Source organism: Azotobacter bryophylli, from assembly GCF_042643485.1.
Taxonomy (GTDB): Bacteria; Pseudomonadota; Gammaproteobacteria; order Pseudomonadales; family Pseudomonadaceae; genus Azotobacter; species Azotobacter bryophylli.
In genome coordinates this window covers 207,811-229,175 of sequence record NZ_JBHRSJ010000029.1, presented here as the reverse complement: position 1 = coordinate 229,175, position 21,365 = coordinate 207,811, and the positions used below count along the sequence as shown (strand labels likewise).

Here is a 21,365-nt window from a genome sequence, read left to right as displayed (position 1 = left end):
ATAGCCAACCCAATAATTATTGATTTTGGTTAATCGCTCACGCGGGGTAGGGTGATAGAGCAGCCGGACGCAGGTCTCGGTCCGCGTCGACCGACCGCTCGGTCGCCTAGCTTCCAGTGAGGGCAGCCCCAGTGATCAAGAAACTGTTAATCGCCAACCGAGGAGAGATTGCCGTCCGCATCGTGCGCGCTTGCGCCGAGATGGGCATCCGCTCGGTGGCCGTCTATTCCGAAGCCGACCGCCAGGCCCTGCACGTCAAACGTGCCGACGAGGCCTACAGCATCGGCGAAGACCCCCTCGCCGGGTACCTGAACCCGCGCAAGCTGGTCAACCTGGCGGTGGAGGCCGGCTGCGATGCGCTGCATCCCGGCTACGGCTTCCTCTCCGAGAACGCCGAACTGGCGGAAATCTGCGCCGAGCGCGGGATCAAGTTCGTCGGCCCGAGCGCCGAGGTGATCCGCCGCATGGGCGACAAGACCGAGGCGCGGCGCAGCATGATCGCCGCCGGCGTGCCCTGCACCCCCGGCACCGAGGGCAACGTCGCCGATCTGGCCGAGGCCCTGCGCGAGGCCGAGCGCATCGGCTATCCGGTGATGCTCAAGGCCACCTCCGGCGGCGGCGGCCGCGGCATCCGCCGCTGCAACAGCGTCGAGGAGCTGGAGCACGCCTACCCGCGGGTGATCTCCGAGGCGACCAAGGCCTTCGGCAGCGCCGAGGTGTTCCTCGAGAAGTGCATCGTCAACCCGAAGCACATCGAGGCCCAGGTGCTGGCCGACAGCTTCGGCAACACCGTGCACCTGTTCGAGCGCGACTGCTCGATCCAGCGCCGCAACCAGAAGCTCATCGAGATCGCCCCGAGCCCGCAGCTGACCCCCGAGCAGCGCGCCTACATCGGCGAGCTGGCGGTCAAGGCGGCCAAGGCGGTGGGCTACGAGAACGCCGGCACCGTGGAGTTCCTGCTCGCCGAGGGCGAGGTGTACTTCATGGAGATGAACACCCGGGTCCAGGTGGAGCACACCATCACCGAGGAAATCACCGGCATCGACATCGTCCGCGAACAGATCCGCATCGCCTCCGGCCTGCCGCTGTCGGTCAAGCAGGAGGACATCCAGTACCGCGGCTACGCCCTGCAGTTCCGGATCAACGCCGAGGACCCGAAGAACAACTTCCTGCCCAGCTTCGGCAAGATCACCCGCTACTACGCTCCGGGCGGCCCCGGCGTGCGCACCGACACGGCGATCTACACCGGCTACACCATTCCGCCGTACTACGACTCCATGTGCCTGAAGCTGATCGTCTGGGCGCTGACCTGGGAAGAGGCTCTGGCCCGCGGCGCGCGCGCCCTGGACGACATGCGCGTGCAGGGTGTGAGGACCACCGCGCCCTACTACCAGGAGATCCTGCGCAACCCGGATTTCCGCAGCGGGCAGTTCAACACCAGTTTCGTCGACGAACACCAGGAACTGCTCAACTACTCGATCAAGCGCAGGCCTGGCGAGCTGGCTCTGGCCATCGCCGCCGCCATCGCCGCCCATGCCGGGCTCTAACCCGCCGCTGGCCAAGAGGATTGCTGAATGAACAAGAAGATCCACGTCACCGACACCATCCTGCGTGACGCCCACCAGTCGCTGATCGCCACCCGCATGCGCCTTGAGGACATGCTGCCGATCTGCGACAAGCTGGACAAAGTCGGCTTCTGGTCCCTGGAAGTCTGGGGCGGCGCCACCTTCGACGCCTGCGTGCGCTTCCTCAAGGAAGACCCGTGGGAGCGTCTGCGCAAGCTGCGCGCCGCGCTGCCCAACACCCGCCTGCAGATGCTCCTGCGCGGGCAGAACCTGCTCGGCTATCGCCACTACAGCGACGACGTGGTCAAGGCCTTCGTTGCCAAGGCCGCGGTCAACGGCATCGACGTGTTCCGCATCTTCGACGCGATGAACGACGTGCGTAACCTGCGTACCGCCATCGAGGCGGTCAAGGCCGCCGGCAAGCACGCCCAGGGCACCATCAGCTACACCACCAGCCCGGTGCACACCACCGCCTCGTTCGTCGAGCTGGCCAAGCGCATGCAGGAGAAGGGCGTCGACTCGATCGCCATCAAGGACATGGCCGGCCTCCTGACTCCCTTCGCCACCGCCGAACTGGTCGGCGCGCTGAAGGCCGAGATCGACCTGCCGGTGTTCCTCCATACCCACGACACCGCGGGCCTGGGCGCCATGTGCCAGCTCAAGGGCGTGGAAGCCGGCGCCGACCACATCGACACCGCCATCTCCAGCTTCGCCTGGGGCACCAGCCACCCGGGCACCGAGTCGATGGTCGCCGCCCTGCGCGGCACCCCCTACGACACCGGTCTGGACCTGGAGCTGCTGCAGGAGATCGGCCTGTACTTCTACAACGTGCGCAAGAAGTACCACCAGTTCGAGAGCGAGTTCACCGGCATCGACACCCGCGTGCAGGTCAACCAGGTGCCGGGCGGCATGATGTCCAACCTGGCCAACCAGCTGAAGGAGCAGGGCGCCCTGCACCGCATCAACGAGGTGTTCGAGGAGATCCCGAAGGTGCGTGCCGATCTCGGCTTCCCGCCGCTGGTCACCCCGACCTCGCAGATCGTCGGCACCCAGGCGGTGTTCAACGTGCTCGCCGGCGCGCGTTACAAGACCATCACCAACGAGGTCAAGCTGTACCTGCAGGGCCGCTACGGCCGTGCCCCAGGCGAGGTCAACGAGCACCTGCGCTTCCAGGCCATCGGCAGCGAGGAGGTCATCGACGTGCGTCCGGCCGACCTGCTCAAGCCGGAAATGGCCCGCCTGCGCACCGAGATCGGCGCGCTGGCCAAGAGCGAGGAGGACGTGCTGACCTACGCCATGTTCCCCGACATCGGCCGCAAGTTCCTCGAGGAGCGCGAGGCCGGCACCCTGCAGCCCGAGGCCCTGCTGCCGATCCCGACCCCGGGCGCCAGCGCCTCCCGCGAGGGCGTGCCGACCGAGTTCGTCATCGACGTGCACGGCGAGAGCTACCGGGTTGACATCACCGGCGTCGGCATCCGCGGCGAGGGCAAGCGTCACTTCTTCCTGTCCATCGACGGCGTGCCGGAAGAGGTGGTGTTCGAGCCGCTCAACGAGTTCGTCGCCGGTGGCACCGGCAAGCGCAAGCAGGCCAGCGCGCCGGGCGACGTCAGCACCAGCATGCCGGGCAACATCGTCGACGTCCTGGTCAAGGAAGGCGACACGGTCAAGGCCGGCCAGGCGGTGCTGATCACCGAAGCGATGAAGATGGAGACCGAGGTGCAAGCGCCGATCGCCGGCACCGTCAAGGCGGTCCACGTGGCCAAGGGCGACCGGGTCAACCCGGGCGAGGTGCTGATCGAGATCGCCGGCTGAGGCCGGCGTATCCCCCGAGTTTTTCAAGGCGGTAAGTTTCGGGAGCCGAAAGGCTCCCTTTTTTTTTCCTGTTCTGGCCCGCTGCCAGCCGTGCCTTTGGTCAGGAGAGGTCGCAATCCCCCCATTCGGTATTACTTTTAAGGCGTTGAAAGCCTGAGAGTGCGCCGCAGTCCCGACTTTCGTTCGTAGGCTTTCCTGGATTCACCCGCTGGAAGGGATACCGGCACATTCCGGGAAGTGTCGCCATGGCTATCCCACCCCTGGTCGTCGATCTCGACGGCACGCTGCTTCGCTCCAATCTGCTGCTGGAAACCGGCATGGCCTTCGTGCGCAGCCAGCCGCTGCGCCTGCTCAAGCCGGTCGCCTGGCTGGCCCGGGGCAAGGCGGCGCTGAAGGAAAACCTGGCCTGCGCCACCCAGCTGGACGTCAGCGTGCTGCCCTACGATCCGGCGGTGATCGAACTGATCGAGGCCGAGCGCCGCGCCGGGCGCACCGTGGTGCTGGCCACCGCCTGCCATCACAGCCTGGCCGAGCGCATCGCCGAGCACCTCAAGCTGTTCGACCAGGTGCTGGCCACCCGCGCCGACCTCAACCTGTCGGCCCGGCGCAAGCGCGACCTGCTGGTCGAGCACTACGGCGAGGGCGGTTTCGACTACGCCGGCAACTCCCGCGACGACATCCCGGTCTGGGCGGCGGCCCGCCAGGCCTACGTGATCAACCCGGAGAGCGGGGTCGAGCGCCGCGCCAAGGCCCGCGGCAACGTCGAGCGGGTGATCCGCTCGAACCCGGCAAGGCTGCGCGACTGGCTGCGGGCGATGCGCCTGCACCAGTGGGCGAAGAACCTGCTGATCTTCGTGCCGCTGCTGGCGGCGCACCAGCTGGGCAACCTGGCGCTGATCTGGCAGGCCCTGCTGGCCTTCCTCTGCTTCGGCCTGTGCGCCTCCAGCGTCTACCTGCTCAACGACCTGCTCGACCTGGCCGACGACCGCCGACACGAGGCCAAGCGCCACCGGCCGTTCGCCGCCGGGCGGCTGTCCATCGAGTCCGGACTGGTAGCCTTCCCACTGCTGCTCGGGCTGGCCTTCGCCGGCGCCCTCTGGCTGCTGCCCTGGGCGTTCGCCGGCGTGCTGCTGGCCTACTACGGGCTGACCCTGGCTTATTCGCTGGCGCTGAAGCGGCGCATGGCGGTGGACGTGATCGTCCTGGCGCTGCTCTACACCCTGCGCATCGTCGCCGGGGCGGCGGCCCTCGGCCTGGCGTTGACCTTCTGGATGCTGGCCTTCGCCACCTTCATCTTCCTCAGCCTGGCCATGGTCAAGCGCTACGCCGAGCTGCGCGAGGCGCGGCGTCAGGGGCGCAGTGGGCGGACCGGCGGGCGCGGTTACTCGCCGGACGACCTGGAGATGTTCTCCACCCTGGGCGCCGCCTCCGGCTACATGGCGGTGATGGTGCTGGCGCTCTACACCCAGGACCAGACCACCGCCGCGCTCTATTCCCGGCCGTTTCTGCTCTGGCTGGCCTGTCCGCTGCTGCTGTTCTGGATCACCCGGGTGTGGATGATCACCTTCCGCGGCCTGATGCACGAGGACCCGGTGCTGTTCGCCGTGCGCGACCGAGTCAGCCTGATGGTCTGCGCGCTGTTCGGCCTGGTGTTCTGGGCGGCGACATGAGCGGGCCGCTCTATTCCTGGGGCCGCTATCCCCGCCTGCCGCAGACCGGGCACGCCTGCCACTGGCGCGACGAGCTGGCGGCCGCCCTGGAACGGCTGGTCCGCAGCCAGGGCAGCACCCTGGCCTTCGGCAACGGCCGCAGCTACGGCGACAGCTGCCTGGCGGCCAGCGACCACGTGCTGCAGGCCCGCGGCCTGAACCGCCTCATCGAGGCCGACTGGCAGGCCGGGGTGGTCCGCGCCGAGGCCGGCGCGACCCTGGGCGAAGTCCTCGCCGCAGCCATTCCCCGCGGCTGGTTCCTGGCGGTCACCCCGGGCACCCAGTTCGCCACCCTGGGCGGCGCCATCGCCAACGACGTGCACGGCAAGAACCACCATCGGCGCGGCACCTTCGGCAGCCAGCTGCTGCGCTTCGGCCTGCTGCGCCACGGCGAGGGACTGCTGACCTGCTCGCCCGGGGAGAACCCCGAGCTGTTCGCCGCCACCGTCGGAGGCCTGGGCCTGACCGGGGTGATCGTCTGGGCGGAGATCCGCCTGATCCCGATCCGCGCCAGCCGCATCGAAGGCCGGCAGCAGCGCTTCGGCGGCCTCGCCGAGTTCTTCGCCCTGTCCGCCGAACTGGACGAGCGGCACGAGTACGGCGTCGCCTGGATCGACTGCCTGGCCTGCGGCAGCCGCACCGGCCGCGGGATCTACAGCGTCGGCGAGCACGCCCGCTACGGCCGTCTGGAGGTGGAGGAGCCGACCCGGCTGCGGGTGCCGCTGACGCCGCCGGTGTCGCTGATCAACCGCCTGTCCCTGCGCGCCTTCAACGAGCTGCACTGGCGCCGCCAGCCGGCCGCGCCGAGCCGCCTGCGCTGCGGCTACCAGCCGTTCTTCTACCCGCTGGACCGCCTGCTGAACTGGAACCGCATCTACGGCCGGCCGGGCTTCCAGCAGTACCAGTGCGTGATCCCCGAGGCCGGCGCCGAGCCGGCGGTGGGCGAGCTGCTGCGGGCCATCGGCGAGTCCGGGCAGGGCTCCTTCCTCGCCGTGCTCAAGCGCTGCGGCGACGTCCCCTCGCCGGGGCTGCTGTCCTTCCCGCTGCCGGGCACCTCGCTGGCGCTGGACTTCCCGCAGCGCGCCGCGCTCGGGCGGCTGTTCGCCCGCCTGGACGCCATCGTCCGCGAGGCCGGCGGACGGCTCTACCCGGCCAAGGACGCGCACATGAGCGGCAGCGACTTCCGCCGCGCCTACCCGGCCTGGGAGCGGCTGGAGGCGCTGCGCGACCCGACCCTCGAGTCCCGCTTCTGGCAAAGGGTGACCCGGCAATGAACCAGGCAATCCGCAGCGCGCTCGGCCGGGTGCGGGCATCCGCCCCGGTCGTGGTGTTCCTCTTCCTGATCCCGGTGGCGGCGCTGTTCGCCTCCATGCTGCTGAGCAACGGCGGCGAGCTGGTCTACACCCTGGACGACCCCTACATCCACATCAAGCTGGCGAAGAACATCTTCGCCGGGCACTACGGCATCAACGCCGACGAGTACTCGGCGCCGTCCTCCAGCATCCTCTGGCCGTTCCTGCTGGCGCCGTTCGCCGCGCTGGGCGACGCCGCCGTGGAGTACGCGCCGCTGCTGCTGAACCTGGCGTTCGCCTTCGGCACCCTGCTGATCCTCGACGACCTGCTGCGCGACGTCGGCCACCGCTGGCGGATCGTCATCCTGGGCGGCTGCCTGCTCGCGACCAACTTCTACGGGCTGATCTTCAGCGGCATGGAGCACAGCCTGCAGATCCTGCTGGTCGCGCTCATCGCCCGGGGCGTCATCGGCCGGGAGTTCCAGGGGCGCGCGCCGGCCTTCTCCCTCTACCTGGCGCTGCTCGTGCTGCCGCTGGTCCGCTACGAAGGGCTGGCCGTTTCCGTTCCTACCCTGGCCTACCTGGTCCTGAAGGGGGAGGGGGCGAAGCCGGTCGTCGTCGGCGCGCTGCTGGCGCTGGCGGTCGCGCTCTTCTCGCTGTTCCTCCGGCACCTGGGGCTCGGCTACCTGCCTTCCTCCGTGCTGCTGAAGCTGGATACCCACGGCGTCTCGTCCGTGGTCTTCAACGCCGTCGAGCAGTTCAAGAAGTACGGCTGGCTGGTGCTGGCCGTGCTGCTGCTCTGCGCCTACCTGCACCGGCGGCGGGCCCTGGTGCTGCTGCTGCTCTCTGCGACCTTCCTGCACCTGTTCTTCGGGCGGATGGGCGGGCGCTACGAGATCTACTGGCTGACCTTCGTCGGAATCTTCTTCGTCTACGTCGCCGTCAGCCGTCTCGACGGCCGGCGCGCCGCAGTGGCCTTCGGCCTGCTGCCGGTGGCCTTCGCCGGGTTGGTCTACGCCACCCTGAGCACGCCGTTCGCCTCCGCGGCCATCCACAACCAGCAGTACGCCACGGCCGACATCGTCCGGCGGCTGGACGAGCCGGTGGCGGTGAACGACCTCGGCCTCGTTTCGCTGCGCTCGCAGCGCTACGTCCTCGACCTGTGGGGCCTCGGCAGCCTGGAGGCGCTCAGGCTGCGCCAGTCCGGAGCGGGCGCGGAGTGGATCGGGCGGCTGATGGCGGCCAAGGGCGTCCGGTACGCCTTCGTCTACGACGCCTGGTTCCCGCAGCGGCCGGCCGACTGGATCAAGGTGGCCGAGCTCCGGCTGACCATCCCGAGGGTCTCCGCGGCCAGCGACACCGTGGCCCTCTACGCCACCGACGCCGCTGCCGCGGGGAAGCTGCAGGGCGTGCTGCAGCGCTATCGCCAGGACAACCCCGAGCGGAAATTCCGCATCCACTGGTACTGACATGAAGAACATCCTGATCATCGGCGCCACTTCCACCATCGCGGCGGCCTGCGCCCGTCTCTGGGCGGCGCAGGGCGACGCCTTCTTCCTGGTCGGGCGCAACCCGGAGAAGCTCGAGCAGACCGCCGCCGACCTGCGCGCCCGCGGTGCCGCGGCGGTGACCACCTACCGGATGGACGCCACCGATCTGGACGCCCATCCGGCCATGCTCGAACGCTGCCTGGAAAGCCTGGGGCAGATCGATCTGGCCCTGATCGCCCACGGCACGCTGCCCGACCAGAAGGCCTGCGAGCAGGACGTGGCGCTGGCCATGCGGGAGTTCGCCAACAACGGCGGCTCGGTCGTCGCCCTGCTGATCCGCCTGGCCGGCCAGCTGGAGACCCAGGGCTGCGGCACCCTGGCGGTGATCTCCTCGGTGGCCGGCGACCGTGGGCGTCCCTCCAACTACCTCTATGGCGCGGCCAAGGCGGCGGTCTCGACCTTCTGCGAAGGGCTGCGGGCGCGGCTGTTCCGGGCCGGGGTGCAGGTGGTCACGATCAAGCCGGGCTTCGTCGACACGCCCATGACCCGCGGCCTGCCGCTGCCGGCGGCGCTGCTGGCGAGCCCCGAGCAGGTCGCCCGGCGCATCGTCTCGCGCATCGAGCGCGGCAGCTCGACCCTCTACGCGCCGGGCTTCTGGGCGCCGATCATGCTGGCCATCCGCAGCATCCCGCAGCCGCTGTTCAAGAGGCTGAACCTGTGAGCCAGGCCCTGCACCTCTCCGGCTGGCGCTACCGCGCCCTGATCCTCTCGGTGCTGCTGGCGGCCGCCGGCTACCTGGGCTTCTCCCTGTGGGGCGGCTGGGCGGAGGTCGTCCGTGCGGCGGCCCGGGTCGGCGCCTCCGGCATCGGCCTGGCCCTGCTGCTGGCGCTGGCCAACTACGGGCTGCGCTTCCTGCGCTGGCAGCTTTACCTCGGCGCCCTCGGCCAGAGGCTGGCGTGGCGGCCGAGCCTGCGCATCTACCTGGCCGGCTTCGCCCTGACCACCACCCCCGGCAAGGCCGGCGAGGCCCTGCGCGGGGTGCTGCTCAAGCCCTGGGGGGTGCCCTACGCGCAGAGCTTCGCCGCCTTCTTCAGCGAGCGCCTGTCCGATCTCTGCGCCGTGGCGCTGCTGGCCCTGTTCGGCCTCGGCCGCCATCCGGACGCCCGGCCGCTGATCGTCGCCGGCCTGGTCCTAGGGCTGGTCTGTCTGGCGGCCCTGAGCCAGGGCCGCCTGCTGGAGCGGCTGCTGGCGCCGCTGGGCGGGACGTCGGGGCGGCTGGCCACGCTGACTCGCCAGGCCCTCTGGGTCCTGCAGGCGGCGCGGCGCTGCCACCGGCCCGGCCTGCTGCTGGCCGCCACGCTGCTCGGTCTGCTCGCCTGGGGCGCCGAGGCCCTGGCCTTCTACGGGGTGCTGCGCGGGATGGGCGCGCAGGTGCCGCTGGCCTTCGCGCTCTTCGTCTACGCCCTGGCCATGCTCGCCGGCGCCCTGAGCTTCATGCCCGGCGGCCTGGGCGGCGCCGAGGCGGTGATGGTCGCCCTGCTGGCGTGGCAGGGCATGGCCGCGGCCGACGCCATCGCCGCGACCGTGCTGATCCGTCTGGCGACCCTATGGTTCGCCGTGGGGATCGGTGTCCTGGCGCTATCGGGCAGCCGGTCCGGCCGGTGAGGGGCGGTCCGGCGCCCGGGCCCATCCACGATCGGGAGGGAAGCAAGATGACCCGCGCACGAGTGCTCTGTTACCTGACGGTGATCCTGATCCTGCTGCTGACGGCCCTGCTCGCCGCGGCCTTCGGCTTCATCACCCCGGATTCCTGGAAGTACCTGCACGTGGCCCAGGCCCTGCGCCAGGGCCATGGCTGTTCGCTGTCCGGGGAGTACTTCGCCGTGTTCCCCTGCGGCTACCCCATGGCCATCGCCCTGAGCGCGCCGTCGGCGGACATCGGCAGCCTGCTGGTCGGCAGCAAGCTCGTCAACTTCCTGCTGCTCTCCGGGGGCTTCCTGCTGCTGGCCGACGCCCTGCGCAACCTGCCGGCGGCCGCCCTGGCCGTGCTCAACCCGCTGACCCTGCACCTGTACCGCTACACCTGGTCGGAGAACCTGTTCCTCTTCGCCTGCTGCGGCACCCTGTTCTGCGTGGCGCGCCTGGCCCGGCAGGAGCGGGGCTACGGCTACGCGGTCCTGCTGTCGCTGTTCCTGCTGATCGGCTGCCTGTCGCGCTATTTCTTCGGCCCCTTCGCCTCGGTCCTGTTCCTCGCCACCTGGCTGGCCTTCGGCCGGCGCGTCGCGCTGAAGTCGCTGCCGGCCTTCCTGGTCGCCGGCGCGTTCTTCTTCGGCTACTACAGCTTCAACGCCGCCGTCACCGGCTACGGCTCGGGCCTCGAGCGGATACCGGCGCCGGAGTCCCTGGCCTACCTCTCGCTGGTCTTCGTGCAGGCGCTGGCCAAGAACGCGCTGGCGGTGGCGGCGTCCTTCCTGGTGTTCCTCGCCCTGTCCTTCCGTGCCGTGCGCTTCGCCGGCAGCAGCGGGGAGCCGGCCGACCGCGCCTGTCTGTTCCTGCTGCTCTGCGGCATCGGCTACCTGCTCGTGGCCTACGGCCTGCGGGTGTCCACCCAGTTCGACCTGTTCGGCTCGCGCACCCTCGGCTACGGCGTGGTGTTCGTCATGGCCGCGCTGGCCGGGCTCTGGCTGCGCAACCGGGAGCAAGACCGCCAGCCGGTGATCGGCCTCCTGGCCTGCGGGCTGTTTTCCATACTGGTGCTGCACGGCTCGCTGCTGCCGCAGGCGTTGCAGGCCCTGCGCAGCGGCACCTTCCAGGCGCCCTGGGCGGGCCTGGCCGACTACCGCTTGCGCCCGGCGACCGACGCCCGGGTGGTCTTCGTCTTCGGTGTGCCGTCGCTGGGGCCGAACGTGGTGGCCGATGTCTACCTCTATTACGGCGACGGGGTGAAGCTGCTGCTCCCCGGCATGGCGCCCTACGAGCGGCGGGAATCCCTGCCCCAGTTCCTCGCCCGGGTGCAGATGCACGCCGACCAGCGCTGCGTCCTCGATTTCACCCCGTTCCCCAGCCGCGCCGCCTTCGATGCCGCGCTCAGCGGCAGCTACGTCGTCGACTGGAATTTCCGCAAATCCCTGCTCGCCCCGGAGAAGGTCTACCAGCCGAGCGTCGACCCGGAGCTGCGCGACTACCTGCTCGAGGTCTTCCGGCCGGCCCGCCTGGTGGACTGCCGCGACCTGCTGACGCCGACCTCCACCGCCGCGACCGAACGGGCCGGCGCCGGTCCGGGGCGCTGAGCCGTCGGCAACGTTCCGGTGGGAGCGAATTCATTCGCGATGCCTGGGCAGTGACGGGGATCGCCGATGAATCGGCTCCTACGGCGGCCCTGGCGGCAAAGGCCGCAGGGCCGGGCTTCGGTGCCCGTAGGCGCGCCCGACGCGGGGCGGATCGCGGGCCGCTTCTCAGCGAAAGCCGGCGAGGATCTCGAAGGCGCGCAGGCGGTCGGCCTGTTCGTAGAGGTCGCAGGTGAAGATCAGCTCGTCGGCTTCGGTCTGCTCGAGGATCACCCCCAGGCGCGCACGGACCTTCTCCGGGCTGCCGACCACCGCCAGGCCGAGGAATTCGCCGACCGCCTCCTTCTCGTGGGGCAGCCACTGGCCGGCCATGGACTCCACCGGCGGGCGCAGCACCGTGCTCTGCCCGCGGATCAGCGCCAGCACGCGGCGGTAGAGGGTGGTGGCGAGGAACTCGGCCTCCTCGTCGGTCGGCGCGGCGACCATCGGCACGCCGAGCATCACGTAGGGCTTGTCCAGCGCCGGCGAGGGGCGGAAGTTCTCCCGGTAGACGCGCAGCGCCTCGTGCAGGTAGCGCGGCGCGAAGTGCGAGGCGAAGGCGAAGGGCAGGCCCTTCTGCGCCGCCAGCCGGGCGCTGAACAGGCTGGAGCCGAGCAGCCAGATCGGCACGTTGGTGTCGACCCCGGGCATGGCGATCACCGGCTGGTCGGGTTGCGCCGGGCCGAGCAGGCGCTGCAGCTCCTCCACGTCCTGCGGGAAGTCGTCGGCGCTGCCCAGGCGGTCGCGGCGCAGGGCGCGGGCGGTGAGCGGGTCGCAGCCCGGCGCGCGGCCGAGGCCCAGGTCGATGCGCCCCGGATAGAGGGTGGCGAGGGTGCCGAACTGCTCGGCGATCACCAGCGGCGCATGGTTGGGCAGCATGATGCCGCCGGAGCCGACGCGGATGCGCGTGGTACCGGCGGCGAGGTGGCCGACCAGCACGGCGGTGGCCGAACTGGCGATGCCCGGCATGTTGTGGTGCTCGGCCACCCAGAACCGGGTGAAGCCGAGCATGTCCGCATAACGGGCGAGCACCAGGGCGTTGTGCAGGGCCTCGGCCGGGCCGCCGTCGTCGCGGATCGGCGCCAGTTCGAGGACGGAAAAGGGGGTGTCTGCCAAGCGTGGCATGGAGCGCTCCTTGAGCCGCCGGCGGCGGGTAAGACGTTGAGGCTAAACCAGAAAAACGGAGCCTGGGCGACCGCCCGGCCGGCACGGCAGGAACGTCAGCTGTCGGCGATGCGAAAGCCCACCTTCAGGGTGACCTGGTAGTGTCCGACCTTGCCGTCGACCACGTGGCCGCGGGTGTCGATCACCTCGAACCATTCCAGGTGCGACAGGGTCTTGGCGGCCTCGGCCAGGGCGTTGTCGATGGCCTCCTCGATGCTACTGCGCGAGGAGCCGACGAGCTCGATCTTCTTGTAGGTGTGGTGGTCGGACATGGCCTTCTCCGGTGCGTGGGGTTCAGCCGCGGTCGAGGCGGCGGTAGGGGAAAGCATAGGTCTTGAACACGCGGTTGAAGTGGCGGCCCAGGGAGTTGGCCGCGCGCAGCGCGCGCACCGCCTCCGGCGGCACCTGTTCGAAGCGGTAGAGCCCGCCGCTGTGGAACTCCACTTCCAGCACCCGGCTCTGCTCGTCGTAGCCCAGGGCGCGCAGGCAGGAGGAATCCACCGGCTCGCGGCGCATCTCAGTGCACCTCCGGCGGCAGCTCCGGGTCGTGCATGAAGCCGTGGGCCTGCATCTTCCACAGCGCAGCGTACAGGCCGTCGCGCTTGAGCAGCTCGGCCGGCGGGCCGTCCTCGACGATCCTGCCGCCCTGCAGCACCAGGATGCGGTCGAAGTTGGCCACGGTGGACAGCCGGTGCGCCACCGCCAGCACCGTGCGGCCGCGCACCAGGTCGGCCAGGGCCACCTGGATCTCCGCCTCGGAGCGGGTGTCGAGGGCCGAGGTGGCCTCGTCGAGGATCAGGATCGGCGAGTCCTTGAGGAAGGCCCGGGCGATCCCCAGGCGCTGCCTTTGGCCGCCGGAGAGGCGCGCGCCGCGTTCGCCGACATGGGTGTCGTAGCCGTAGCGCAGCTCGCGGATGAAGCTGTCGCAGTAGGCCAGCCGCGCCGCCTCCTCGACCTCGCGGTTGTTGGCGTCCGGCCGGCCGTAGCGGATGTTCTCGCGGATGCTGCGGGCGAACAGGGCGGTCTCCTGCGGCACCACGGCGATCATCTGGCGCAGGCTGTCGACGCTGACCTGGCGGATGTCGTGGCCGTCGATCAGGATGCAGCCCTCCCTGACGTCGTCCAGGCGCTGGATCAGCTGCACCAGGGTCGACTTGCCGGCGCCGCTGGGGCCGACCAGGCCGACTTTCTGCCCGGCCGGGATGTGCAGGTTGAGGTGGCTGAACACCTGGCGGCCGTCCGGGTAGCTGTAGCTCACGTCGATCAGGTCGATGGTGCCGTCCACCTCCGGCAGCGGCAGGTGGGTGTCCTTCAGGTCGTGGGGACGGACGATCACGCGCAGGGTGTCGGCGATGGCGCCGAGCTGCTGCACGGCGTCCACCAGGGCCAGGGCCAGGTCGCGCGAGCCGTTGAGGATGCGGAAGGTCAGGGTGCTGACCAGCACCACGTCGCCGGCGGTGACGCTGCCGGCGCGCCACAGCAGGATGGCCCAGACCAGCATGCCGGCGGCCATCAGCGACAGGCAGACGTCGTGCAGCACGCGGGTCTTCTCCATGTACATCCAGCTGCCGCGGTGGGCGCGCGCCTCGCGGCCGATCCTCTGCGCCAGGCGGTCGCTCTCGCGGTCGCGGGCGGAGAAGGCCTTGATGGTCCAGACGTTGGACACCGCGTCCACCAGCTCGCCGCCGACCTGGGCGGCCTGGGCGGCGTAGCGCTGGTGCTTGGTCCGCCCGCGGATGCCGTAGGCGGTGATCAGGATGGCCACCAGCAGCACCGCGACGATCAGCGACACGGCCATGCGCCAGTCGACGGTGAACAGCACCACCACCGCGCCGAAGAAGTCCACCAGAGGCGGCATGATCTTCCAGGCGAAGCCGCCGTAGAGGTTGCCCGCGGCCATCCCGGTGGCGGTGATGCGGTTGCCCAGGGCGCCGGCGAAGTGCTCGTTGAAGTAGCGCATCGGGTGGCCGGTGAGGTAGCGGAACAGCTCGACGCGGATGTCCACGCAGCTCGACACCACGGTGCGGCAGCCGAGCCAGCCGCTCATGCGCCAGAGGCCGTTCTCGGCGACGATCAGGGTGAGGAACAAAGCCAGCGGCGTCCACACGTCGGCGTGCTGGCGGTCGTTGCTGGCCAGGGCGTCGACCAGGAGCTTCATGCCGTACTGCACCGCCACCGCGCAGCTGGAGGCGGAGAAGATCAGCAGGAACATGAAGCCGAAGTGCCAGGGCCGCAGGCGCAGGTAGCGCCAGAGGAAGGGCACCGGCTGGCCGGGGAGGATCAGCGGCTTGGGCTTGCGCCGGGTGGCGGTCTTCTTGGGTTTGGGATTCATGGCAGGTGATGGGGGGAGTTCGGTTGATCGTCCAGCAGGCGCGCCAGCGCCGCCTGCCGGGCCAGCAGCTCGGTCTGCAGCGGGACGTAGAGTTCGCGCCGACCATGGCTGTCGGGCACCCCGATCAGGCCGGTCGGGCAGTGCCGCTCGTTGCTCCAGCCGGGGTAGTCCTGCACCGGGTAGAGGCAGATGCCTTCCACCGGCACGTCGCGCTGCATGGCGGCGAAGGTTTCCGCGGCGACGTAGCGCAGCCAGGGCGCGCGGGCCTCGCCCTCGGCACCAGTCTCGGCGATCAGGATCGGCCGGCGGTAGCGCCGGTAGAGCTCGGCGAGGATGCCCTGGAACGGCCGGTAGGCCGGATGGCCGACGCGCACGGTCTCGCCGCCCAGAAACCACTGGTTGTCCGAGTAATAGTTGATGCCGAGGATGTCCAGGTACTCGGGCCGCCCGCCCAGGCCCGGCCAGGCGCGCCCGGTGAGCAGGTCCCAGGCCTCGTACATGGCCACGCGGTGGGCCTCGGCGGTTTCCCCACTCTCCGGACGGCCCGGCAGCGGCAGGACCTGGATCACCGGGTCGACCTGGACGAAGCGGGCGCACGGCTCGACCGTGCGGATCGCCTCGATCGCGGCGATGTTGGCGCGCACCAGCTGGTGCTTGAGTTCCTGGGCGCGGCCGCGGGTCATGGGGTTGAACATCGCCTGGTCGCCGCCGGCCCAGGCCCAGTAGGAGATCTCGTTGATCGGCGAGTAGAAGGGCCGCTCGACGCCCTCGTCGCGCAGCAGCCGGGCGGCGGCGGCGGCGAAGCGCGCGAAGCGCTCGACGAAGGCCGGCCGCCAGATGTCCAGGTCGTCCGGCCAGCCATAGTGGCAGACGTCCCAGATCACCTGCAGGCCCAGCCGGCGGGAGGCCCGCAGCATGGGCAGGAAGCTCGACCAGTCGTAGACCCCGGGGCTGCGCTCGATCAGGTGCCAGCGCAGGCCGTCGCGCACGGTGAGCAGGTCGTGCTCGACCATGAGGGCGTAGTCCGCGGCCGCATGGCGGTCGTGGCCGGTGGCGGCGATCAGGTCGAGGCGCCGGCCGTCGTGACGACGATGGCTGGAGCACTCGAAGCCGCCCTGGAAGAAGCTGGCGAACAGGCTGGGTCGGTACATCGCATCCCGCTGCTTCTGGTTGGATGAGGCGCTGGCGCCGGGCGCCGCGCGGTCACTTGCCCGGACAGGACGGGCGCCGTCGGGTTCGGGCGGCGCGGCCGGAGCCGGCCGCGCGCCGCGGGGCGGGTTCGGCCGCCTCGATGCGCTGGTACAGCGCCAGGGCCTGGCCGACCACCTGGTCCATATTGTAGTACCTGTAGGTGCCGAGCCGGCCCAGGAAGGTGACCCTCGGAATGGCGTCGGCCAGCTCCTGGTAGCGCTTGTACAGCGCGGCGTTCTCCGGCCGCGGGATCGGGTAGTAGGGCTCGCCCTCGGCGCAGGGGTACTCGTAGGTGACGCTGGTCTTGGCGTGGCGCTGGCCGGTGAGGTGCTTGTACTCGGTGATGCGCGTCCAGGGCACCTGCTCGTCCGGGTAGTTGACCACCGCCACCGGCTGCAGCTGCTCGCGGTCCAGGGTCTCGTGGCGAAAGCGCAGCGAGCGGTAGGGCAGGGGGCCGTAGCAGTGGCCGAAGTACTCGTCGATCGGCCCGGTGTAGACCATCTGCCGGTAGCGCACCTGCTGGTCGAGCTGGCGGAGATCGGTGGACAGCCGGACCTCGATGTTGGGGTGGTCGAGCATCCGCTCGAACATCCGCGTGTAGCCGTGCAGCGGCATCTGCTGGAAGGAATCGGTGAAGTAGCGGTCGTCGTCGTCGGTGCGGGTCGGCACCCGCGCGGTCACCGAGCGGTCCAGCTGCGCCGGGTCCAGGCCCCACTGCTTGCGGGTATAGCCGCGGAAGAACTTCTCGTACAGCTCGCGGCCGATCTGGCTGACCACCACGTCCTCGCTGGTGCGGATCTTGGCCACCGGCTCGGCGCGGGCGGCGAGGAAGGCCCCCGCCTGCTGCTCGTCCAGCTCGAGGCCGTAGAGCCGGTTGAGGGTGGTGCGGTTGATCGGGATCGGCACCCGCTGGCCGTCCACCTCGGCCAGCACACGGTGCTCGTAGGGCCGCCAGGCGGTGAAGCGCGACAGGTACTCGACGATGCGCGGTGCGTTGGTGTGGAAGATGTGCGGGCCGTAGCGGTGCACCAGGATGCCGTGGTCGTCGAGCTGGTCGTAGGCGTTGCCGCCGATGTGCGGGCGGCGGTCGATCAGCAGCACGCGCTTGCCCAGGCCCGCGGCCAGGCGCTCGGCCAGCACGCTGCCGGCGAAGCCGGCGCCGACGATCAGGTAGTCGTAGTCGCCACGTGAACTCAGCTCATCAGCCATTCGATCCTCTCCTTCATCCGCGCCCGGGTGTCGTCCCAGGACATGCCGGCCAGCAGGGCGTCGGCCCGTCGGCAGAGGGTAGCCCGATCGCGGGCATCGGCCAGGGCGGCGGCGCAGGCGCCGACGAACGCCGTGGGGCTGGCGGCGAAACGCACCAGGCCGCTGTCGCCGTAGCCGCGCACCACGTCGGCGATCGGCGTGGACACCACCGGGCGGCCGCCGGCCAGGTATTCCGGGGTCTTGGTCGGGCTGATGAAGCGCGTCGCGTCGTTCAGCGCGAAGGGCATCAGCGCCACGTCCCAGCCGGCCAGGTAGCGCGGCAGCTCGTCGTAGACCTTGCCGCCGAGGAAGTGCAGGTTGTTCCGCCGCGGCAGCCGGGCCGGGTCGATCTTCGCCACCGGGCCGAGCATGACGAACTGCCAGTCGGGCCGCCGCCGCGCCACCTCGTCGAGCAGGGCGAGGTCGAAGCGCTCGTCGATCACCCCGTAGAAGCCCAGGCGCGGGTGCGGGATCTCCGCCTGGTCGGGCGGGTCCGACTGCTCCTCGCGGGCGCGGGCGAAGTGGTCGAGGTCGACGCTGCTGGGGAAGGCGTGGACGTTGGCGTGCCGCCGGGACTTGGCCTGCCACAGGCTGTAGCCGCCGGTGAACACCAGGTCGGCGCGCTCCAGCAGCCGGTTCTCGCGCTCGATCAGCGCGGGCGGCGCGCCAAGGAAGGCGGACAGCTCGTCCATGCAGTCGTAGACCACCGCGGCGGCTTCCAGGTGCTCGCTGAAGCCCAGCGCCATCGGCGTGTAGTACCAGAGCAGCAGGCGTGCCGGCGGGTTGCGCGCCAGGTAGTCGTCGATCAGGCGCCGCTGGGCGTCCTCCGCCGCCGCTGCGGTGCAGTCCGGCGGCAGGCGCGGCACCAGCACCCGCACGCCTTCCTCCTCGCGCTCCTCCAGCCAGGGTTCGGCGCGCTCGCTGGCGATCGGCTCCTCGAAGAACAGCACCGGCCAGTCCTCGGCGAAGCGCGTCATCAGGTGTTGCGGACGCTGGTAGACGAAGCTCCAGCGCAGGTGCGACAGGCACAGCAGGGTGGGCGCGTCCGCCGGGTAGCTCCGTTGCCGCGCCGGCGCCGGCCGGCCTGATTTGCCGAGATCGTATTGGAAGGGGCCTGCCCAGCTCATGCCGTACCTCGTCCCAGTAGGGGAATGTCGCCGACCGGCGGCGCAGGGCCGGACCGCGGCGGTTTCCCGGTCTCCGGAGTCGGCTCGACAGCACCGCCCGGTGGGCGTCCGAGCCGGGTAATGGGAAGGTGGACCGGCGTCGGATGCGCCGGTTCCGGCCCTCCCGCCGGCCGGTTCGGCACCCGTACAGCCCAGGGGTGGCGGCCCCTGCAGCCCGGCGGAAGACATGGAACTCCTGTGCCTGCCTGTCCTCGGTATTTCTGTGGACGATCCGCTTTCAGCCCGATCGAATCCGGTCCCCGGCGCCCGGCCACCCCCGGTCTTGCGGGGTTGCCCGGCCAGCCGGCAGCGGCGGCTTGTGCCGACCGCCGCCGGTAGCCTGCGGGGACCGAACGCTGTCCTCTCCCATTCGGAGGTAACCATGATCCTGGTAACCGGAGGTGCGGGTTACATCGGCTCCCATGCGGTCCTCGAGCTGCTCGGGGCCGGCCATGAGGTGCTGGTGCTGGACAATCTGTGCAACAGTTCGGCGCAGGTGCTGCCGCGGCTGGAGCGGCTCGCCGGGCGAAGTCTGGCGTTCGTCCAGGGCGACGTCCGCAACCGCCGGCTGCTCGACCGCCTGTTCCAGCAGCATCCGATCGAGGCCGTGCTGCACTTCGCCGGGCTCAAGGCGGTGGGCGAGAGCGTGCGCGAACCCCTGCGCTACTTCGAGACCAACGTCGCCGGCAGCATCGCCCTGTGCCGGGCGATGGGCCGCGCCGGGGTGTTCCGCCTGGTGTTCAGCTCCTCCGCCACCGTCTACGGCGAATCGGTGAGCATGCCGATCCGCGAGGACGCGCCCACCGGCATCCCGACCAACCCCTACGGCCAGTCCAAGCTGATGGCGGAGAACGTCCTCAAGGGGCTGGCGCAGTCCGATCCGCGCTGGTCCATCGCCATCCTGCGCTACTTCAACCCCATCGGCGCGCATCCCTCCGGGCTGATCGGCGAAGACCCCGACGGCATCCCCAACAACCTGCTGCCCTACATGCTGCAGGTCGCCATCGGCCGGCTGAAGCGCCTGAGCGTCTACGGCGACGACTACCCGACCGCCGACGGCACCGGCGTGCGCGACTATATCCACGTGGTCGACCTGGCCCGCGGCCATCTCATGGCCCTGCAGCGGCTGGCGGACACCCCGGGTGCGTCGGTCTGGAACCTCGGCACCGGTCGCGGCCATTCGGTGCTGGAGATGATCCGCGCCTTCGAGCGGGTGAGCGGGCGGCCACTGCCGTACCGCATCGCCGCCCGCCGTCCCGGCGACGTCGCCCAGTGCTGGGCCGACCCCGGCAAGGCCGAGCGCGAACTGGGCTGGCGCGCCGAGCGCGACCTGACCTGCATGCTGCGCGACGCCTGGCGCTGGCAGGTGAAGAACCCCCACGGCTACGGGATGGAGAAGAAGCGCTCGGCCCTGGCCGGCTGAGACGCGGGCGCCGCGCGGAGACTTCTCTTCTCGCCTCGCGCGGCGTCAGCCGGTTCCCCTCACAGCTTGCGGCCGCTGAAGGCCGCCTTCTGGTGCGGGCTGTACAGCAGCATGGGCGGATTCGAATCCAGATCCAGGGCGAACGGCGTATCGCCGCCGTCGTGGACGATCTGTTTCTCCTTCCGCTTGAGCCGGACCTCCACGCTGCCCAGACGGCTGTTGCTCGACGAGACGCGCACCCGGTCCCGCTCAAGTCGGGTGATCGTCACCGTGGTGTCGCTGCGCGTGGCGTCCTTGCGGTTCGAGACGATGGCGCCCCGATAGGTGCCGGCGGCCTTGTCCGCCAGATCCTCGGAAACCGCCATCTCCTCCCGCACCCTGGTACCGCTCTCGGGGCCGTGTTCGCTCCGCGAGGCGGAGCTGCAGCCGGCGAGCAGCACGAGGATCGCCGTGAATGTCCAACCGAGCCGCCAGCGCCTGGATATGTTCATGGTCCGCACCTTCGCCGAGGATTGCTGGCGACAAGTAAGGCACAGCCCCGGGCAGACTGCACGGCCGGATGACTGCCGGAGCCGCGGCTGCCGCGCAGGAGCGGATTCATCCGCGATATCGGCGACGCCGGATGCTCCCGGTCGCAAACGGATTCGCTCCTACAGCTCTTTCCTCAGCCACTCGGCCAGGCGTTCGGCGCGGCGGTCGGCCAGCCGTGCCGGCACCCACAGGGCCAGGCGCGCCGGGGTCTCGGCGAAGCCCCAGGGCGCCACCAGCCGGCCGGCGGCCAGGTCGTCGGCCACCAGCTGCTGCGGCGCGATGGCCACGCCGAGGCCGGCCAGCGCCGCCTCCAGCAGGTAATAGAGGTGCTCGAAGCCGGCGCCGTAGGCGAGCGCATCGGGCGCCAGGCCCTGGCTGGCGGCCCAGGCGGGCCAGGCCTGCGGGCGCGATTCCGGGTACAGCAGCGCCTCGCCGAGCAGGGCCTCGGGCGCGGCCCGGCTGAGCGCCCCGAAGCCGCCATAGCGCGGGCTGAGCACCGGGCCGATGCGCTCCACCGCCAGCTCGTGCACGCGCATGTCCGCCGGCCATGGCGGCTCGGCGAACAGCAGGCTGGCGTCCAGCCCCGGTCGGCGCGGGTCGAGGTCGCCCTCGCCGGTGGAGAGCTGCAGGCGCAGCTCCGGCAGCTCGCGGTTGAGGCGATCCAGGCGCGGGATGAACCAGCGCACCAGCAAGCTGCCGGGGCAGCCGAGGACGAACGGCGCCTCGCCGGTGCGGCGCTTCAGTTCGGCGCAGGCGCTTTGCAGGCGGGCGAAGGCCTCGCCGGCCGCCTCGCGCAGCAGCATCCCGGCATCGGTGAGTTTTAGGCCGCGTCCTTCCTTGACGAACAGGGCCGTGCCGAGCTCGGCTTCGAGGCTCTTGAGCTGCCGGCTGATCGCCCCGTGGGTCACGTTCAGCTCCTTCGCCGCCTGGCTTACGCCGTTCAGACGGGCGGTCGCCTCGAAGGCGCGCAGGGCATTCAGGGAGGGCAGGTCGCGGCTCATGGCATCTGTGAGTTTTTCTGACGGATTGCGGCGATCTTATCGCTTTTCGGCGCCCGGGGGATGGCCTAACCTGCCAGTATCGCGGCACGCCGGCCCGGCCGGCCCCCGCCGCACG

18 protein-coding genes are annotated in these 21,365 nt (G+C 70.4%); 9 read left to right on the top strand and 9 right to left on the bottom strand.

Annotated elements, in window-relative coordinates:
- The first annotated feature begins 131 nt into the window (after positions 1-131).
- From ACFOJE_RS14120 to ACFOJE_RS14085, 8 genes are all read left to right on the top strand, one after another.
- Positions 132-1,547, top strand: coding sequence for an acetyl-CoA carboxylase biotin carboxylase subunit (locus tag ACFOJE_RS14120; protein WP_377815029.1), 1,416 nt, complete (start codon positions 132-134; stop codon positions 1,545-1,547).
- Between the two features lie 27 nt (positions 1,548-1,574).
- Entirely contained in the window at positions 1,575-3,377 is a 1,803-nt protein-coding gene (oadA, locus tag ACFOJE_RS14115) for a sodium-extruding oxaloacetate decarboxylase subunit alpha (RefSeq protein ID WP_377815028.1), read from the top strand.
- Between the two features lie 245 nt (positions 3,378-3,622).
- Positions 3,623-5,047, top strand: a complete 1,425-nt coding sequence (locus ACFOJE_RS14110) for a UbiA family prenyltransferase (RefSeq protein ID WP_377815027.1) — start codon at positions 3,623-3,625, stop codon at positions 5,045-5,047.
- Positions 5,044-6,360 carry an FAD-binding oxidoreductase gene (locus ACFOJE_RS14105; RefSeq protein WP_377815026.1) on the top strand — a complete coding sequence of 439 codons (1,317 nt, stop codon included), beginning with the start codon at positions 5,044-5,046 and terminating at the stop codon, positions 6,358-6,360. The genes ACFOJE_RS14110 and ACFOJE_RS14105 overlap by 4 nt, the downstream gene beginning before the upstream one ends.
- Positions 6,357-7,847: a hypothetical protein gene (locus tag ACFOJE_RS14100; protein ID WP_377815025.1), complete on the top strand. Its 1,491-nt coding sequence runs from the start codon at positions 6,357-6,359 to the stop codon at positions 7,845-7,847. Before ACFOJE_RS14105 ends, ACFOJE_RS14100 begins: the two co-directional genes overlap by 4 nt.
- Position 7,848: 1 nt before the next feature.
- Positions 7,849-8,589 (top strand): SDR family oxidoreductase, encoded by a 741-nt coding sequence (locus ACFOJE_RS14095; RefSeq protein WP_377815024.1) that lies wholly within the window; start codon positions 7,849-7,851, stop codon positions 8,587-8,589.
- Entirely contained in the window at positions 8,586-9,533 is a 948-nt protein-coding gene (locus tag ACFOJE_RS14090) for a lysylphosphatidylglycerol synthase transmembrane domain-containing protein (RefSeq protein ID WP_377815023.1), read from the top strand. The genes ACFOJE_RS14095 and ACFOJE_RS14090 overlap by 4 nt, the downstream gene beginning before the upstream one ends.
- 47 nt (positions 9,534-9,580) lie before the next feature.
- Positions 9,581-11,158, top strand: a complete 1,578-nt coding sequence (locus ACFOJE_RS14085) for a hypothetical protein (protein WP_377815022.1) — start codon at positions 9,581-9,583, stop codon at positions 11,156-11,158.
- A 165-nt stretch (positions 11,159-11,323) separates the two neighbouring features.
- Here the strand turns inward: ACFOJE_RS14085 and ACFOJE_RS14080 are convergent, their stop codons facing one another.
- The 7 genes from ACFOJE_RS14080 to ACFOJE_RS14050 form a co-directional block, all read right to left on the bottom strand.
- A complete protein-coding gene (locus tag ACFOJE_RS14080) occupies positions 11,324-12,319 on the bottom strand; it encodes an LLM class flavin-dependent oxidoreductase (RefSeq protein ID WP_377815021.1) in 996 nt (331 codons plus the stop codon).
- A 95-nt stretch (positions 12,320-12,414) separates the two neighbouring features.
- Positions 12,415-12,630, bottom strand: a complete 216-nt coding sequence (locus ACFOJE_RS14075; RefSeq protein ID WP_377815020.1) for a dodecin — start codon at positions 12,628-12,630, stop codon at positions 12,415-12,417.
- Between the two features lie 22 nt (positions 12,631-12,652).
- On the bottom strand, positions 12,653-12,874 hold the full coding sequence (locus ACFOJE_RS14070; RefSeq protein ID WP_377815018.1) for a KTSC domain-containing protein: 222 nt from the start codon (positions 12,872-12,874) through the stop codon (positions 12,653-12,655).
- 1 nt (position 12,875) lies between these two features.
- The gene (locus tag ACFOJE_RS14065; protein WP_377815016.1) at positions 12,876-14,690 is read right to left on the bottom strand and encodes an ABC transporter ATP-binding protein; all 1,815 of its coding nucleotides are present in this window, start codon (positions 14,688-14,690) and stop codon (positions 12,876-12,878) included.
- Positions 14,687-15,841 (bottom strand): beta-glucosidase, encoded by a 1,155-nt coding sequence (locus tag ACFOJE_RS14060; RefSeq protein WP_377815015.1) that lies wholly within the window; start codon positions 15,839-15,841, stop codon positions 14,687-14,689. Before ACFOJE_RS14060 ends, ACFOJE_RS14065 begins: the two co-directional genes overlap by 4 nt.
- Positions 15,842-15,893: 52 nt before the next feature.
- Positions 15,894-17,090, bottom strand: coding sequence for a UDP-galactopyranose mutase (gene glf / locus ACFOJE_RS14055; protein ID WP_377815014.1), 1,197 nt, complete (start codon positions 17,088-17,090; stop codon positions 15,894-15,896).
- On the bottom strand, positions 17,075-18,256 hold the full coding sequence (locus tag ACFOJE_RS14050) for a glycosyltransferase family 1 protein (protein ID WP_377815013.1): 1,182 nt from the start codon (positions 18,254-18,256) through the stop codon (positions 17,075-17,077). The genes glf and ACFOJE_RS14050 overlap by 16 nt, the downstream gene beginning before the upstream one ends.
- Positions 18,257-18,677: 421 nt before the next feature.
- Between ACFOJE_RS14050 and galE the strand changes: the two genes are divergently transcribed.
- Positions 18,678-19,718: a UDP-glucose 4-epimerase GalE gene (gene galE / locus ACFOJE_RS14045; protein WP_377815012.1), complete on the top strand. Its 1,041-nt coding sequence runs from the start codon at positions 18,678-18,680 to the stop codon at positions 19,716-19,718.
- A 59-nt stretch (positions 19,719-19,777) separates the two neighbouring features.
- Here galE and ACFOJE_RS14040 read toward each other — a convergent pair whose 3' ends face one another.
- Together ACFOJE_RS14040 and ACFOJE_RS14035 are read right to left on the bottom strand one after the other, a co-directional pair.
- Positions 19,778-20,209 (bottom strand): hypothetical protein, encoded by a 432-nt coding sequence (locus tag ACFOJE_RS14040; RefSeq protein WP_377815011.1) that lies wholly within the window; start codon positions 20,207-20,209, stop codon positions 19,778-19,780.
- 159 nt (positions 20,210-20,368) lie between these two features.
- Positions 20,369-21,250, bottom strand: a complete 882-nt coding sequence (locus ACFOJE_RS14035) for a LysR family transcriptional regulator (RefSeq protein ID WP_377815010.1) — start codon at positions 21,248-21,250, stop codon at positions 20,369-20,371.
- Positions 21,251-21,365 lie beyond the last annotated feature (115 nt).

Excerpts from the sequence above, each read along its gene's own strand:
- ACFOJE_RS14105 (WP_377815026.1), top strand. The coding sequence starts at position 5,044 with ATGAGCGGGCCGCTCTATTCCTGGGGCCGCTATCCCCGCCTGCCGCAG.
- ACFOJE_RS14035 (WP_377815010.1), bottom strand. The coding sequence starts at position 21,250 with ATGAGCCGCGACCTGCCCTCCCTGAATGCCCTGCGCGCCTTCGAGGCG.
- ACFOJE_RS14075 (WP_377815020.1), bottom strand. The coding sequence starts at position 12,630 with ATGTCCGACCACCACACCTACAAGAAGATCGAGCTCGTCGGCTCCTCG.
- galE (WP_377815012.1), top strand. The coding sequence starts at position 18,678 with ATGATCCTGGTAACCGGAGGTGCGGGTTACATCGGCTCCCATGCGGTC.
- ACFOJE_RS14100 (WP_377815025.1), top strand. The coding sequence starts at position 6,357 with ATGAACCAGGCAATCCGCAGCGCGCTCGGCCGGGTGCGGGCATCCGCC.
- ACFOJE_RS14110 (WP_377815027.1), top strand. The coding sequence starts at position 3,623 with ATGGCTATCCCACCCCTGGTCGTCGATCTCGACGGCACGCTGCTTCGC.
- ACFOJE_RS14040 (WP_377815011.1), bottom strand. The coding sequence starts at position 20,209 with ATGAACATATCCAGGCGCTGGCGGCTCGGTTGGACATTCACGGCGATC.
- ACFOJE_RS14080 (WP_377815021.1), bottom strand. The coding sequence starts at position 12,319 with ATGCCACGCTTGGCAGACACCCCCTTTTCCGTCCTCGAACTGGCGCCG.
- ACFOJE_RS14050 (WP_377815013.1), bottom strand. The coding sequence starts at position 18,256 with ATGAGCTGGGCAGGCCCCTTCCAATACGATCTCGGCAAATCAGGCCGG.
- ACFOJE_RS14095 (WP_377815024.1), top strand. The coding sequence starts at position 7,849 with ATGAAGAACATCCTGATCATCGGCGCCACTTCCACCATCGCGGCGGCC.
- ACFOJE_RS14065 (WP_377815016.1), bottom strand. The coding sequence starts at position 14,690 with ATGAATCCCAAACCCAAGAAGACCGCCACCCGGCGCAAGCCCAAGCCG.
- ACFOJE_RS14060 (WP_377815015.1), bottom strand. The coding sequence starts at position 15,841 with ATGTACCGACCCAGCCTGTTCGCCAGCTTCTTCCAGGGCGGCTTCGAG.
- ACFOJE_RS14070 (WP_377815018.1), bottom strand. The coding sequence starts at position 12,874 with ATGCGCCGCGAGCCGGTGGATTCCTCCTGCCTGCGCGCCCTGGGCTAC.
- glf (WP_377815014.1), bottom strand. The coding sequence starts at position 17,090 with ATGGCTGATGAGCTGAGTTCACGTGGCGACTACGACTACCTGATCGTC.
- oadA (WP_377815028.1), top strand. The coding sequence starts at position 1,575 with ATGAACAAGAAGATCCACGTCACCGACACCATCCTGCGTGACGCCCAC.
- ACFOJE_RS14085 (WP_377815022.1), top strand. The coding sequence starts at position 9,581 with ATGACCCGCGCACGAGTGCTCTGTTACCTGACGGTGATCCTGATCCTG.